Source organism: Maribellus sp. YY47 (assembly GCF_023111095.1).
In the GTDB taxonomy this organism is placed as follows: Bacteria; Bacteroidota; Bacteroidia; order Bacteroidales; family Prolixibacteraceae; genus Draconibacterium.
The window spans coordinates 1-16599 of record NZ_JALGYW010000040.1; the positions used below are offsets into that span (position 1 = coordinate 1).

Annotated in this window: 13 protein-coding genes; all 13 read left to right on the plus strand. The window is 42.0% G+C overall.

What is annotated here, in order from left to right; genetic code table 11:
- Positions 1-384: 384 nt before the first annotated feature.
- Positions 385-2655, plus strand: a complete 2271-nt coding sequence (locus MR764_RS19915) for an inorganic phosphate transporter (RefSeq protein WP_247981216.1) — start codon at positions 385-387, stop codon at positions 2653-2655.
- Positions 2656-3158: 503 nt separating this feature from the next.
- A complete protein-coding gene (locus MR764_RS19920; RefSeq protein WP_247981217.1) occupies positions 3159-4148 on the plus strand; it encodes a hypothetical protein in 990 nt (329 codons plus the stop codon).
- 44 nt (positions 4149-4192) lie between these two features.
- Positions 4193-5266 (plus strand): phosphate ABC transporter substrate-binding protein PstS, encoded by a 1074-nt coding sequence (gene pstS / locus MR764_RS19925; protein WP_247981218.1) that lies wholly within the window; start codon positions 4193-4195, stop codon positions 5264-5266.
- An 82-nt stretch (positions 5267-5348) separates the two neighbouring features.
- A complete protein-coding gene (gene pstC, locus MR764_RS19930; protein ID WP_247981219.1) occupies positions 5349-6200 on the plus strand; it encodes a phosphate ABC transporter permease subunit PstC in 852 nt (283 codons plus the stop codon).
- A gap of 2 nt (positions 6201-6202) precedes the next feature.
- Positions 6203-7087: a phosphate ABC transporter permease PstA gene (gene pstA / locus MR764_RS19935; protein ID WP_247981220.1), complete on the plus strand. Its 885-nt coding sequence runs from the start codon at positions 6203-6205 to the stop codon at positions 7085-7087.
- Between the two features lie 9 nt (positions 7088-7096).
- On the plus strand, positions 7097-7879 hold the full coding sequence (gene pstB / locus MR764_RS19940; RefSeq protein ID WP_247981221.1) for a phosphate ABC transporter ATP-binding protein PstB: 783 nt from the start codon (positions 7097-7099) through the stop codon (positions 7877-7879).
- 30 nt (positions 7880-7909) lie between these two features.
- The gene (locus MR764_RS19945) at positions 7910-8596 is read left to right on the plus strand and encodes a phosphate uptake regulator PhoU (RefSeq protein WP_247981222.1); all 687 of its coding nucleotides are present in this window, start codon (positions 7910-7912) and stop codon (positions 8594-8596) included.
- A 44-nt stretch (positions 8597-8640) separates the two neighbouring features.
- Entirely contained in the window at positions 8641-9321 is a 681-nt protein-coding gene (locus MR764_RS19950; RefSeq protein WP_247981223.1) for a response regulator transcription factor, read from the plus strand.
- 25 nt (positions 9322-9346) lie between these two features.
- A complete protein-coding gene (locus tag MR764_RS20400; protein ID WP_247981224.1) occupies positions 9347-11119 on the plus strand; it encodes an ATP-binding protein in 1773 nt (590 codons plus the stop codon).
- A gap of 204 nt (positions 11120-11323) precedes the next feature.
- Positions 11324-14041 (plus strand): TonB-dependent receptor, encoded by a 2718-nt coding sequence (locus tag MR764_RS19960; protein WP_247981225.1) that lies wholly within the window; start codon positions 11324-11326, stop codon positions 14039-14041.
- A gap of 37 nt (positions 14042-14078) precedes the next feature.
- Positions 14079-15242, plus strand: coding sequence for a hypothetical protein (locus tag MR764_RS19965; protein ID WP_247981226.1), 1164 nt, complete (start codon positions 14079-14081; stop codon positions 15240-15242).
- 245 nt (positions 15243-15487) lie between these two features.
- Positions 15488-15952 carry a toxin-antitoxin system YwqK family antitoxin gene (locus tag MR764_RS19970; protein WP_247981227.1) on the plus strand — a complete coding sequence of 155 codons (465 nt, stop codon included), beginning with the start codon at positions 15488-15490 and terminating at the stop codon, positions 15950-15952.
- 157 nt (positions 15953-16109) lie between these two features.
- Positions 16110-16457: a carboxypeptidase-like regulatory domain-containing protein gene (locus MR764_RS19975; protein WP_247981228.1), complete on the plus strand. Its 348-nt coding sequence runs from the start codon at positions 16110-16112 to the stop codon at positions 16455-16457.
- The last annotated feature ends 142 nt before the right edge of the window (positions 16458-16599 follow it).

Below are 16599 nucleotides of genomic sequence, written 5' to 3' on the forward strand. Positions count from 1 at the left end.
TCTCAGTGACAACTTGCAATTTAAAGGACATCGAATAGTCCTTCTGTGTACGCTTAACGTACTGTGAATGATTGATTTCTTTCATAACGCTACTTTTTGTGTAACGCTATTTCAGGACGAGACAAATCTATTTTAAAAGAAGGGCCGGATATTTAGTTCGGCTTTTTTTATTATTTTTAATCGGGTGTAAGAGTTCTTTGTATTTTTCTCTTTTACAGCTTATTGTGCGGTAGTCGCCAAAATAATGTAACAGAAATGTAATAAAAGTGTAATCGTTTTGTAATCCCAATCGATCACTTTTGTTCGCTGAAAATACAAGGTTAATTAGAATGGATTAATAAGTAATTACTTCAACAATTTTAATCTGTCATTAAATACTGAATAATGGAAAACTTTTACCTGATTCTGGTAGTCATTTTATTTGCACTTGCCATTTCTGACTTGATTGTAGGCGTTAGCAACGATGCCGTAAACTTTCTGAATTCTGCGGTGGGCTCCAAAGCAGCTCCCAAATGGGTTATCTTTTTAATGGCCAGTCTTGGTGTATTAATCGGTGCAACGTTCTCTAATGGTATGATGGAGGTTGCCCGTAAAGGAATCTTTCATCCTGATCAGTTTTATTTTGCTGAAATCATGGTGATATTCCTTGCGGTTATGATAACCGACGTTATCCTGCTGGATATGTTTAATACCTTTGGAATGCCAACATCTACAACTGTTTCTATCGTTTTTGAGTTACTGGGAGCTGCCGTGGCAACTGCCATTGTTAAGATCAAAATGACAGGAGGAGTTATATTGCTGGAACTTTCAAAATATATCAATTCGAGTCAGGCGCTCGGGATAATATCCGGAATATTGGTATCTGTAATTGTGGCCTTCACCGTGGGGGCCGTTGTGATGTATTTCGCGCGCATGCTGTTTTCGTTTGAATACGGAAAATCATTAAAATACTTTGGGTCAGCCTTTGGTGGTCTGGCCATTACTTGTATTACCTACTTTATGTTGATCAAGGGGATCAAAGGATCTGCTTTTTCTGATCTTCCTTTACCGTCGGGCGAAACGCTGGCCAACTGGATTAAACACCATACGCTTTTAGTGTTGCTGATTAGTTTTGTCGGTTGGACGGTTTTGATTCAGTTGTTGAGCTGGCTTTTCAAAATAGATATTCTTAAGGTAGTCGTTCTGGCCGGAACCTTTGCGCTTGCCATGGCTTTTGCGGGTAACGACCTGGTGAACTTTATAGGGGTGCCAGTTGCCGGTTTTAAGTCGTTCGAGGCCTGGCGTGCTGGTGGCGGACTGGCTGCCGATGCATTCTCGATGGAGATTCTGAAAGAAAAAAGTGCGACACCGGTATACATGTTACTGATCTCCGGACTGGTTATGGTAGCCACGCTGGTTTTGTCGAAAAAAGCGCAGGCGGTTACAGAGACCGAAGTCAACCTTGCACGTCAGTCAGAAGGGATGGAACGTTTCGGCTCTTCGCTCATGGCGCGTTTAATGGTGCGCAGCTCCATCCGTTTTAATAAATCGGTGAGCAGAATTGTTCCTGCTGCGGTGGCCGGACGGATTCAAAAAAGATTTGTTCCGGTATCTTTAGGGCCTGCCGATGATCCGAAAACACCGGCTTTCGACAAAGTAAGAGCTTCGGTTAACCTGGTTGTAGCCAGTATTCTGATCGCATTGGCAACTTCCATGAAATTACCCTTGTCAACTACGTATGTAACGTTTATGGTGGCGATGGGATCTTCGTTGGCCGACAGGGCATGGGACCGCGAAAGTGCCGTTTACCGGATATCGGGCGTGTTTGCCGTAATCGGAGGGTGGTTTTTAACCGCGCTGGTGGCGTTTACCGTTTCTGCGCTGATTGCTGCCATTATTTCAGTGGGCGGTAAATTCATGATCTTTGTATTTATCGCAATAGCCATTTTTATGGTTCTTCGCACCCAACTGCTGTTCAAAAAACGCAGCGAGAAAAAACTGGCTGAAGAAGTTGAAGCTTTCGAAGAAAAGGATGGCGTTGAAAAAGTGATTCAGAAATGTCGTAAAAACTGTGTAAATGCCATTGTAACCAGTAACAAGGTATTTTCTGTTGGGGTTGAAGGCTTTTTGAGCGAAGACCGCGCTCGGTTGAGAGAAGCTCTTCAGTTAAAGAATGAGTTGAATATTAAATCGAAAAAGGTAAAATCGAAGATTTTCTTAACCTTATCAAAAATTGAAGATCATCTTGATTCCGGTCATCACTATGTTCAGGTGGTCGATTATCAGCGCGAAATTGCCAATTCATTGAATTTCCTGATTCAGCCGCTTTTTGAACACATGGAAAATCAGCACAAGCCCTTTACCGGGGAGCAGGCTGCTGAGTTGCGTAAACTGATTGCCAACATTGACGAATACCTGAATTTGGCCCTGCAAATTGTAACGCAGAACAAGTTTGAGGCGATGGACAATATGATCTCGATGCGCGATACCATTATTGAGCAACTTCAGAAAGCCGAAAAAGCTCAGATCAAACGTATTAAATCGAAGGACGTAAATACCCGGAATTCAGTTTTATATTTTAACGTGAACAGCGAAACTAAAAATGTGTTGTTGCGCACCATCAGCATGGTAAAAGCTTACCGCGATTTTGTACAGTTTACTCAATCAAAAAAATAGCGTTAAACCAATATCGATTATAAAGCTGAAGCCATCTGTCTTTTGACGGATGGCTTCTTTTATTAATAAAAAGAATCAGCAAAAGGTTTTTAGACTGTTGTTCGCCAAAATGTGTTGGAGAGATGTACGAGATTTGGATAGACAAAAAACCTTCGTTATCTCGTTACAAAAGAGGGCCAGTGCACTCTTTCTAATTCAACGAAATTCGCAATGGCAGTGCATTAAGAATGCTGTCAAACCAACTGCCTTTCAGGTCTGAATGTGTTGTATGTCAATTGTTTTAGTTGGTGTTGTTGCAGGCGTTGCACTCGAAATGGTATATGGAAAAGTGTTTTGCTGTTGCATTTTTATTACATATTTCCAATCATTCTAACTTCATTGAATTCAGAGTATTAGTTATATGCTCAAAATTAAATTAATTGTTTTGTAATAAATTTGTAATGAGCATGTAATTCCATTACATCACTTTTGTCACTGAAATTTTAATTCAATAATTAGTTATAATGAAGAAATTGCCATTACTCTTACTGCTAGCTTTAGGTATGAATACAACGGTATTCAGCCAGGAAAAACCTGAAGAATTCAAGCCTAATGGAAAACCCTTTGCATTAATATTCACGAATTTTCATACAGCTTCCAGCGATGGAGAAACATTTACTGAATTTGAGAATACCCGGGCTTATCTGGGGTATGAATACAACTTCAGTAAAGAATTGTACGCCAAGATTGTTTTTGATGTTGGCGATCCGAATGACGGAGGGAACCTGCAGTTAACGGCCTTCCTTAAAAATGCCTATGTGCAATATAAAAAGGAAAAACTGAACGCCTATTTTGGAATGATTGCAACCACCCAGTTTAAAGCTTCTGAAAAGCTATGGGGAAACCGATACATGATGAAATCGTTCCAGGATGAATACAAGTTCAACGCAAGTGCTGACCTGGGGGTGACATTTGAATACGAGTTTGCGGATTTCATCAGCGCCGACTTCTCGGTTTTCAATGGTGAAGGATATAAAAATGTGCAAAGCGATAAATACGTTCGACCTGCATTGGGCGTGAGTTTAACTCCGGTAAAAGGTCTGTTTGCCAGAGCTTATGTGGACCAAATGGGCGGAGATGTGAAACAGCAATCGCTGGCTACGCTTCTCGCATACAGTAACAAAAAACTGGTGGTTGCGGGAGAATATAATTACCAGACCAATTACAAAATGATTGACGGACAGGACATGTACGGAACCTCATTTTACGCAACTTACCAATTGGAGGATAAATGGGAAGTATATGCCCGGTACGATGATTTGAACTCGAAAGCTTTTGATGGCGAACAGGACGGGTGGAACGTTGGAAAAGATGGTCAGCTTATGTTGGCCGGGATTGAATATGCCCCGGTGAAGGGCATCAAGTTTTCTCCAAACGTTCGCTTTTGGAATCCTGATTTGGAGGGTGCCAAAAATACCACCTTTCTTTTCCTGAGTGCTGAAGTCAAATTTTAAACAGAGATTATCATACAGAAACAGAACATTTTAAACAGATAAAAATGAAAAATCTTACATTACTCATTCTGGCCTTATTTATTCTTGGTGCATGTTCAAACTCACCAAAGCAGGCCGGAGCTGAGAAATCGGCATCAAATTCGAAAATTAGCCTGACTGCAGCCGGTGCAACCTTTCCGATGCCTTATTACAACATGGTATTCAAAATGTACGGTGAAGAAACCGGCGTTCAACTTACTTATGGTGGTATCGGATCCGGCGGTGGTATTCGCAGTTTAACCGACAAAGTGGTTGACTTTGGAGCAACTGATGCTTTCCTTGATGACGAGCAGCTGAAAGAAATGCCGGCTGAAGTCGTTCATATTCCAACCGTACTTGGAGCAGTTGTAATTGCTTACAATCTCCCGGGGGTTGAGGGCTTGAAATTGTCCAATGACCTGCTTGAAAAAATATTTATGGGAGAGATAACAAAATGGAATGATGCAGCAATTGCAGCCAACAATTCCGGATTAAATCTTCCCGACCTTGACATCACTTTCGTACACCGGTCGGATGGTAGCGGAACAACTCAAATCTTTAGTGATTACATGAGTAAAGTTAGCACGAAGTGGGCAGATGAGATCGGAACAGGCAAGGCGCTTCGGTGGCCGGTAGGAATGGGAGCCAAAGGAAATCCCGGAGTGGCAGGCACCATCAAACAAACCGAAGGAGCTATCGGATATATTGGTTCTGAATATGCCTTTGCACAAAAGATTCAGACAGCCAGCGTTCAGAACAGCGCAGGTAATTATATTTTGCCTTCCATCGAATCGGTTAGTGCCGCAGCAAAAGGAGAGATTCCTGCGGATACACGTATAATGCTCACCAATTCGGCTGATCCTGACTCTTATCCAATCAGTGGTTTTACCTGGATCATCCTTTACAAAGAGCAGAGCTACAACGACAGATCAAAAGACCAGGCGCTGGCAACCGTTTCGTGCCTCGACTGGCTCGTTAGTTCAGAAGCACAGGGACAGGCTGAGAAAGTACACTACGCCCCGCTGCCTGCCGATGCCGCTGCAAAAGCAAAAGCGATACTTCGCTCTGTTACTTTCAACGGCGAAACATTACTGAAATAATACATTGCAAAATAGATTCCCGTATTTCTATTGGAATATGAGATATGGGAATCCATTTTTTAACTGATTCTTCAATCGGAACATGAACAGCGATAAGATTGCAAAGGCGGTTCTCTTTCTGGCTTCTGTAATAATTTTACTGATTGCGGGCGGAATGATCTATTCTTTGGTGGAAGGATCCATCCCTGCATTCAAGAATTTTGGACTAAGTTTTATTTGGTCAAACAACTGGAATCCAACACGAAACCAGGAGAGTTATGGAGCCCTTCCTTTTATTGCCGGAACGATCATTACTTCGGTGGCGGCACTGTTGATCAGTTTACCGCTTTCATTTTCTACGTCTCTTTTTCTGGGTGAATATTATCGCGGAACACGATTGGCTAAAGTACTGGGAACGATGGTTGATCTTTTGGCCGGTATCCCCTCAATTGTTTATGGTTTGTGGGGCTTCTATGTTTTACGGCCGCTGCTTATCGATTTGGGGCTTCCGAACCAGGGATTTGGGATTTTCCCGGCAAGCATTATCCTTGCCATCATGATTATTCCCTATGCCACGTCGCTCAGTACCGAGATTATAACCATGGTTCCGGGTGAGCTAAAGGAAGCTGCCTATTCATTGGGAGCTACCCGAATGGAAGTGATCTTTAGCGTTATTGTGCCATCGGCCCGGTCAGGAATTGTTGCAGGTTATATTCTTTCTTTCGGTCGTGCACTGGGCGAAACCATGGCGGTTACCATGCTTATTGGAAATGCCAACCGTATACCGGAAAGCTTTTTCGGGACCGGGAATACAATGGCCTCTGTAATTGCCAATCAGTTTGGCGAAGCTGATGGTTTAAAACTCAGTGCCCTTATTGCGATTGGTCTCTTGCTTTTTCTGATCACCGGAATCATCAATTCGGCGGGTAAGCTTATCATAAAAAGAATGGAATAGAAATGGACGCCACATCAAAAATATTGCGCGACAACCTTGGCCGAAGAACTTTTAAAGACAGATACTTCAGAGGATTGGTGGTGTTTCTTTCGCTGATCACCATATCTCCGATTGTTCTGATCATATACAAACTGGTTGAAAAAGGGATTCGCCAGATCAGTTTCGATTTTATTATTCAAACACCGCCCGACACGTTCGAGGCGATGACTGCACTGGCGAACGGAGAATTGATTCCCGGGGGTATAGCAAACGGTATTACCGGTACCTTAATGATGGTTGTTTTGGCTTCGGTGCTTGCAATTCCGGTAGGTGTAATTACCGGAATCTACCTGTATGAAAACCCGGGAAAGCCGATGGCTAACCTCACCCGAAATATATCTGATATTCTTCAGGGTGTTCCTTCCATTGTTTTAGGATTGATCGCTTATATCTGGGTGGTGAAACCCATCACCAATGGTTTTTCGGCACTGGCAGGAAGTGTTTCACTGGCGATAATGATGTTGCCAATGATTGTTCGTTCAACCGAGGAAACCCTGAAAATGATTCCGCAGACCATTAAGGAAGCAGCGCTTGCATTGGGTGTTCCGTATTATAAAGTAATTCTGAAAGTGCTTATTCCAACAGGTTTTAGTGGATTGCTTACAGGAATCTTGTTGGGTATTTCAAGAGTGTTGGGAGAGACTGCACCTTTGATGTTAACTGCACTCGGAAGTACCATGATAAATCTGGATATTACCAAACCGACCAGTGCCGTTCCCTTGCTAATCTGGGAGTTTTATAACGATCCGAACATGGTGGATCTGATCTGGAGTTCATCACTCTTTTTGATGGCAATGGTACTTACCCTGAATCTGCTGTCGAAACGAATAGCCGCCCGCACAAAATAGTTAAAAACAATGAACGAGAATACAATAAAAATAAAGGACCCGGTGCTTTCCATAGGTAATCTTTCTGTTTCTTACGAAAAGGGGAAGTATGCCGTAAAAGACGTTTCTGTGGATATAAAGCGAAATGCTGTTACCGCGATAATGGGGCCTTCCGGTTGTGGAAAGAGTACCTTGCTCAGGGCCATTAACCGGATGCACGAATTATACGACAACATTGAAACAGAAGGTAAGCTGATTCTTAACGGGAAGGACATAACCGACATGCCAACCATACAATTACGACGGATGGCAGGAATGGTTTTTCAGCGTCCCAATCCTTTTCCGACAATGAGTATTTATGATAACGTAATCGCCGGTTTTAAACTGAACGGTATTCGGTTGAAGAAAAAGGACCGGGACGATATTGTGGAACGTTCGCTTCGCGATGTTACGCTTTGGGACGAAGTAAAGGATAACCTGCACCGGAAAGGAACCTTTCTTTCGGGAGGCCAGCAGCAAAGGTTGTGCATTGCGCGTGCTTTGGCATACGATCCCGAGGTAATCCTGCTGGATGAGCCAACTTCGGCACTCGATCCGGTTGCTACTGCCCGGGTAGAAGACCTGTTGGTGAAGCTAAAGGAAAACTACTCCATTATTATGGTTACGCACAACATGGCTCAGGCAGCGAGGATATCGGATTATTCAATGTTTATGTATCTCGGGGAACTGGTTGAGTATGATAAAACAAAGAACATGTTCACCAAACCCAAAGACCGCAGAACAGAGGAATACCTCACCGGGAAATTTGGTTAAAATAATTATCTTCACTCAAATTCAGCAATCATGACTTTAAGAAAGGATGACGCCATAAATAGCATATTAAGCGATTTTGAAGTATTCGCTAACCTGGTTTTACATCAGTTGGATCTGCTCGAAAATTTTGTTTCCACTTCTGAAATTAAATTTCCAAAAGAACTTACGGCTGAGTTGCGTTTAAACGAACAAAAACTTGACAAACTGGAGGTAAAGATCAGCGATAAAATTGTGAACACGATTGCGCTTTATCAGCCGGTGGCTTCCGATATCAGAAAGATTTTTGCCTGCTATCGGATTGTTATAAGTTTGGAGCGTATAGGCGATATGGTGATGAATATTCACGATTTTATTGAAAACATAAAAACGCCAAAAGTATACAGCGAGCTCGCAGAGGTGATTTCAAACATGCTGGCGCAAAGTGCCAATATGGTAAATAAATCGCTGCTGGCTTTCATCAACGATGATAAGGATTACGCGATATGGACCATTAAAAACGATTCGGAGATCGACGATCTTAATCGTAAGATGCTTAAAAAGGCGATAAAGAAAAGTACCCAGACCGAAGAAGACAAGGAGCTGATGACCAGCTTTATAAATATGAACTCGATGGTGACTTCAATTGAACGAATTGCCGATCAGGCTACCAACATTGCTGAAGCAGCTATTTATTCGATTGAAGGGAAAGATATCCGTCACACCAAGAAATTGGATTAATAATCTTGAATTGAGTTACCCGAAAATAAAATTCCAAAAATCAAATGGAAGTAAAGCCAAAAATACTGATTGTAGACGATGAAAAGGATCTTTGTGAGATTCTGGAATTCAACCTCATTAGCGAAGGATTTGAACCCACGGTTGCACACTCTGCAGAACAGGCCTTAAAATTGTCGCTCGATAATTTCGACCTGATTTTGCTCGACGTAATGATGGGAGAAATATCCGGTTACCGGATGGCCGCACGGATCAGAAAAGAATATAATTTGTCGGTCCCCATCATTTTTATGACGGCCAAAACGGAGGAGAATGATATTCTTACCGGATTTAATGTTGGCGGAGACGATTATATTTCCAAACCTTTTTCGATTAAGGAAGTGGTAGCCCGTATTAAGGCAGTGCTAAAACGGGGAAAACAGGATACGGCTCAGAATCGGGTATTGCGGTTTGATGAGCTAGAGGTGGACCTCGACAGCAAAATAGTGACCATCGACGGAGAAATGGTGAGTCTCACCCGCAAAGAATTCGAAATTCTGGGACTTCTGCTTAAATACCAAGGGCAATACATCGCCCGCGAAGAAATCCTGGAGCATGTTTGGAACGACGATGTTATTGTTACAGAGCGGAATGTGGATGTGAACATCGCAAGGCTTCGTAAAAAAATCGGGGAATACGGCAACAATATCAAAGGGAAATCGGGATTCGGTTACGCATTTAAAAAATAGTACACATCAATTAATTTCAGGAAACGTGCTAATTCATAAAACATTCAGACAAAAGATATTCTACTACTTTATCGCAGTGTTTTTGCTGTTTACAGTAGCTATCTTGTTTTATCAGCTTCAGCGTGAGAAACGTTATAAAGCGGCCCAGTTAGAGAATACGCTCAGGAATGTTGCTGAAGTAACTCACAATTACGTGGAGCGTTATCAACTGATGCAAACAGGCGAGTTCAGTATAGTTGATACGCTTAAAGATTTGATTCCGCAAGATAATATCCGGATTACCATTATCGATAAAAAAGGAGTGGTACTATACGATAGCTTTGTTTACGATTACAAAAGCCTGGAGAATCATTTTGAGCGTCCGGAAGTTCAGAAGGCCTTGTATTCTGAAGAAGGAGCAAACATTCGGCATTCAGAAAGCACGGGTAAGGATTTTTATTATTTCGCCCGTAACTACGACACTTACTTTGTACGCACAGCAATGCTATACAGCGTGGAAGTGGAGAATTTTCTGAAAGCTGAACGATTTTTTATATTCTTTATCATCGGCATTTTTCTCCTGATCTGGATCATCATCAACGAACTGACGAAGCGTCTTTCGATTTCAATTACCAAATTGAAGGATTTTGCCATTAAGGCAGCGCATAACGAACCCATCAATGAGGAGGAAGGTAAATTCCCGGATAACGAACTGGGGGAAATCGGATCGCAAATCGTGAAAATATACAATAAACTGAGGGCGGCGAACCACGCTGCTGCGTTGGAGAAAGACAGGCTTTCGAACCACATGAACATCCTGAACGAAGGGATCGGGTTTTTTACTCCGAAAAAGGAGAAGATGCTGGTCAACAGTCACTTCATCCAGTATGTGAGTATCATTTCCGACACTTCAACGATTTCGGCAGAGAATGTCTTCGGAATAGCAGAGTTTAAAAAGATAAATGCTTTCCTGGATAAAAACCTGAAAAAGGAAACCGAATTTCTTGATAGCGAACTTCCGCAGATAGAGTACACCATACACAAGAGTGATCTCTATTTCAAGATTTTGTGTATTGTTTTTGCCGACAAAAGCTTTGAAATACTGATTACGGATATTACAAGACCCGAAAAAAGGCGGTTGCTAAAGCAACAACTTACGTCAAACATTGCCCATGAACTGAAAACACCACTGGCATCGATCAAGGGGTATCTGGAAACGCTAACAAATAATCCAAACATCGATAAGGTAAAACAGCAATATTTTATCAGCCGGGCGGGAATTCAGGCCGAGCGCTTAAATCATTTGCTAAACGATATTTCGTTACTGAACAATATCGAAGATGCCGGCGAACTTTTTGAGTTCAGAGAGGTAAATATCCGCAACATTGTTTCTGACGTTATCGAGAACCTCGAGAACAGGTTGGCATCCAAAAACATTAAATGTAAGCTGAATATTGACGATAATGTAATTGTAAACGGTAACGACTCGTTGCTGGCGTCAGTGTTTCAGAATCTTATAGAGAATTCGGTAAACTATGCCGGGCAAGATATTCAGATTGAAGTGAAAAACTATCTGGAGGATAAGAATTACCACTATTTCAGCTATTCCGATACCGGTGTTGGAATACCGGAAGAGCATTTGCACCGGATCTTTGAACGCTTTTACCGTGTCGACTCGGGTAGAACCCGCGAATTAGGGGGTACCGGGTTGGGATTGTCAATCGTTAGAAATGCAGTACAGTTGCACAAAGGAAATATATCGGCCAGGAACAAACCCGAGGGAGGTATTGAGTTTCTGTTTACCTTGTCAAAAAAATAAGTTACATAAGGCATTGACAAAAAGGCTCTTGGCATCACGCCAGGAGCCTTTTTTGTTTTTGATGAAGTGGAAATCCATTACAATTCTGTTAAACGAATGTAATTCAAGTTTAAATGATGTGTAATTCCGGTGTAACATAAATAGAATTCATTTGCAGTGAATTATTTGATGAGAACAGACATTAACACTGCACATTTTTAGAGTATGAACAGAATTCTTATTAGCATCTTTCTGCTATTTCAGGCGATTTCAGCCGGAGCAGATAACGGTTCGCTTAAAGGAACCGTGATCGATGCAAAAACCAAAGAATCTTTAATCGGAACAACCGTCATGGTAAAGGAGACCTCTCAGGGAACCATAACTGATTTTGATGGAAATTTCCTGATTCAGAAAGTTCAGCCGGGAAGATACACCCTGCTTGTTTCTTTTATCTCTTACGATCCTCAGGAATTGAATATTGAGGTAAAATCAAACGAAGAAACCGTATTAAATGTAGCGCTTTCGCCAGCCACCCTTGAGTTGGAGGGGGTACAGGTAGTTGCCAAAGCCAACCGCGAATCCGAAAGCATGCTTTTGGCCGAACAGAAAAATGCGGTGATTGCCTTGCAGTCTATTGGAGCACAGGAAATGTCACGTAAGGGGGCCAGTAATGCGGAGGCGGCAGTTACCAAAGTTTCAGGTATCTCAAAACAGGAAGGTGTAAAGAACGTTTTTGTTCGTGGCCTGGGCGACCGCTATAACTCAACAACCTTAAATGGTTTCGCTTTACCAAGTGAAGACCCTGAATACAAAAACATTTCACTTGATTTCTTCTCGTCGGATGTCATCAAAACGGTTGACGTTAATAAGGTGTTCTCAGCCAGTCTGACAGGCGATGTCGGAGGTGCAGCCATCAGCGTTGAATCAAAGGAACTCGTTGGTAAAGGTGAATTTGAACTGGGTATTTCTGCCGGAGCAAATAGTGCAACAATTGGAAAAGATTTCCTGTCGCCAACCGGTGTGAATAAGCTAGGTTACTATACTCCAACCGGTGCTCCAGCCAACCAAACAGTGGCCAATACAAGTTATTCGTTCAAAAACAGCCTTACACCAAAAGAACAAACAGCCGGCATCAACCAGTCGTACAGCTTTGCAGCAGGTCATACTATTTCCGAGAAAATGAGCTTTTTTGCGACCGGTGGTTACGATGTTGACTATTATTACAACACTGGCGTTTCACGAAATACAAATACTGCCGGTACATTTACCCAGGATTTCGACTACGAGAAATACGAGCGAAGTACCAGGCACATGTTGATGGGCAATCTCGACTATAAAGCGTCGAAAGCAACAACGCTCTCATTCAATTCCATGTACATTCACACGAATAGTGAATATTACGGCTTGTTTGAAGGTTACAGCCGACATTTTAACGATGCCGGTGCTGACCAGGATCAAGGCTTAAGAATCCGTCAACAGGTAAATGACAACACTCTTTTTGTAACCCAATTGATTGCAAAATATCAACTGTCTGATCGGCTAAAATCAGACTTTGGTACAGCCTTTAACAGGGTGTTGGGTAACGAGCCGGACCGCCGAATCAACAACTTATTTTATACCGATTTTTCGAATGGTAAAGTGGCCTACCTTGGAGACACCGGCAATCAACAACGGTTTGATTCGGAGCTTTCAGAGGACGATATGAACTTCCGCGCCGGATTTACCTATTTGCTTCGTGAAGACATCGACAACCAATCTGCGCTGAACTTTGGTTACTACGGACGTTTGGTGAAACGTGACTTTGAAGCAACGATTTTCGACGCCACAATTGAACGGGGAGCCTCGGGTTTGGTTTTTGATTATGCGACTCTGAGACTTGATGATTTCTTTAGCCAAAATGGGATGGAAAAAAATTATTTCAGCCTTTCTTTTGCTCAAGACGTATACAATGTTTCAACATTTACAAATTCTCCCTACGCCGGCCTGACATACCAATTGGCTGATCAATGGATTGTCATTGGTGGTATTCGTGCCGATCTGGTAGATATGACAATCGACTATAACGTTAATAAGGGGCAAGACGAAGGTTCGGCAAGTATTAAGAAAACTTTCGTTCTACCAAGCATCAACTCCAAATACAACATCAACGAGAAAAATGCGATTCGTTTGGCTGCAAGCAAATCTTACACCATGCCTCAGTCGAAGGAAATATCTCCTTTTGAATACCAGGATGCAACTTTCGTAAGTAAAGGTTATGCCGACTTGCAACCTTCAGTGAACTACAACATCGATCTGAAATGGGATTTCTACCTTTCAAACGATGAATTGTTAACCGTGAATGGTTTCTACAAAATCATCACCGACCCGATTTCGCGTGTTGAAGTTGCTGCTGCAAACAGTTTTCTTTCGTACCGTAATATTTCGGACAAAGCAAGGGCTACAGGTATTGAATTGGAATTCCGCAAAAATATCCTGAAACTGGATCGCGACGAAAATTCGGACAAAGTAAGCTTCGGATTGAACGCTTCTTACATAAAAACACAAGTTGACTTACCTGGTAACATTACCGGTTTTGTACCAACCAACAGCAAATCGGAGCTTGAAGGCGCTGCACCAGTAATTGTTAACTCAGACCTGTCGTACCAACTACGCAGAAAAAACAACACGTTCACTTCTTCGTTCGTGTTTAATTACTCAAGCGACAAAGTCTACACCTTAGGTACCAACGGATTTGAAAATATTATTGAAAAAGGCATTCCAACCCTTGATTTGGTGGTTGGAGGAAAATTCGGTTCAAACTGGGGATTTAGCTTGAAAGCACAGAATCTTTTAGACCCGGAATATGTGCTAGAACGTGAACCAAGCACCGGTGGCGAAGCGATTAAACTATCGAGCTACAAAAAGGGTGTGGTGTTTAGCGCGGGATTGAAATATACATTTTAAATAGAAATCAACTTTTATTAAATTAATTTACAAGGACATGAAAAAAGTATTATTTGCCTTAATGTCTATGGCTGTCGTGATGTTCACATCATGTAGCAAAGACGATGACAACAATGGAGATAACACTGAATCTAACGTTTTGGCTACACAAGACGTTAACAACGGCGAAACGCTGGAGCTTGACGGTGGATACGTGCTTAACGGAACACTTTCGGTTAAAGATGGCGGTACATTGAACATCGCTGCCGGCACAGAAATCGTTGCTAACGAAGGTTTCGGGAAATACATTATTGTTGAACAAGGTGGTAAAATCAATGTAAAAGGCACTGCCGCACTTCCCGTGAAAATGATCGGTAAAGAAGAAAAAGCAGGTTACTGGGGTGGTTTGATCATCAACGGCTACGGTTTGGTATCGGGAACAAACGACCCAGCGGTTACAGCTAATGTTGGTTTAACTGAAGTAAACTCTAACTTACCATACGGAGGTACAATCGAGAACGACAATTCAGGCTCTATCACTTATCTGATTCTTGGACAAACAGGTGCTAAATCTTCAGCTAACGTTGAGCACAACGGTTTGACTTTGAACGCTGTGGGTAGTGGCACAAAAATCGAAAACATTTACGTTTATCAAGGCGCTGACGATGCAGTCGAATTCTTCGGCGGTTCTGTAAGCGTAACTAATTTCCTAAGCGTTGACTCAGACGATGATATGTTTGATTTCACTCAAGGTTACACTGGAACTTTAACAAATGCGTACGGTATTTGGACCTCTGCCCATACTTCAAGTGAAAAAGACCCACGTGGTGTTGAAGCTGATGGTAACCTGGATGGTGAATTCCCAAATCACCTTCACCAATCAAACTTTACGATTGCCAATATGACCATTTTTCATGAAAATTCGGGTACTGGCACAACTGCTCCATGGGACGCTATGCAAGACGCAATTAAAATCCGTCGTGGTGCTACCGCTATTATTACCAACGCTTTTGTGAAAAGTTTAGGAACAATTCAGGACGGTGTCGATCTTTCTGATGGTAACGGTACTGCAGCTGACGGTACAAACATCAGCGTAAAATTCGAGGTTGCTACCCTGGACAGGGCTATTAACCTGGCAAGTACAAGTGCTACCGTAACTGAAAATGCGGCTAACTCAGGATGTTCGACAAGTATTTTCGACTGGACCGGTTTTGGCTTCTAGAAAGATCAATCAATCTTACGTGAAAAAGTAAGAGTAAATAATATTAGCTACGCAGTGTTTAATGGCAGGGAAGGTTGGAGAACCTTCCCCGGAACTCCGGGATTTCCCGGAGTTCTTTTTTTTGAAGAGACCCGTTTCATTTGTGTTGTAAAAACGTTACCGAAATATTAAGTCGCCTATGTTTTTTGTTAACTTTGGCATTAACTAGAATGACGTTAACACAATTATCAAGAAAGGAGGCTATCATGAAAAAGCTAGCATTTTTTGTTGGAATTTTGTTGATAGTGTTTTCAGTAAATGCTCAGAACCTGAAAGAGATAGACGGTCTTTATTATCAGGACTCTGAACTTTACACCGGTAAGTACACTACTTACTTCGACAAAGGCCAGATGAAAATGGAAACCAATTTCATCAAAGGCATGAAAGATGGCGAATGTAAGTTGTATTTTGAAAATGGTCAGGTTAACGAAGTTCGTTCTTACCAAAAAAATGAGATGCATGGCATTTGGTTGACTTTCAATTTGAAAGGCACGAAGGTTGCTCAGGCATCTTACAAAGACGGTAAGAAAGACGGAAACTGGTACGTTTGGGATGAAGACGGCCACTTGAAGTATGAACTTTGTTACAAAGACGGTGAAAAAACCGGGACATGGAAAAGCTACAACGAAATGGGTGTGGTAATTAACGAAAGAGACTACACCGGAATTTAAACTTGATGTCATTAAAACACTGCATAGAACGTCTGCCTTTTTAAGGCAGGCGTTTTTTTGTTGCCGGTTCCTAAAACCTTAATTGATTTGTAACAATATCGCAATTCGGGTGTAATGATTGGGCTGTATTTTTACCTTCATAACGAACAACATCTCGATGAAAACAATAATAAGCGTTATACTGGTTTTTACTTGCTCACTCGTAGCTTTAGCCGACAAAAAAGACAACAAACCGGCAGATTCTGAAGTAGCCGCAGTGTCGCTTAGCGGTAAGGTTACTGACGAAAAAACCGGAGAAACATTGGTGGGAGTGGAAGTGAAACTGGAGGGGACAGATAAAAAGTGTTACACCGGTTTCGACGGAGAATTTTCTTTTAACGACGTGAAACCCGGGAATTACAATATTACGGCCAGTTATATTTCGTACGAGAAGTGCGAACTCCAAAAGCAAAACATCGATATTTTCTCAACCCAGTTGGAAGTTAAGCTGACGCCTGTCCAATAGGAAGAACAGCTTCAACACTGACTAGTCCTAAATAAGCGTTACAGATTATTGGACTAAGTTAATAGATTCACAGACCGTTTCAAAGCTAGCTTTGAAACGGTCTGTTCTTTTATAGCTTTTAATTTTAATGGTATCTTGTTTG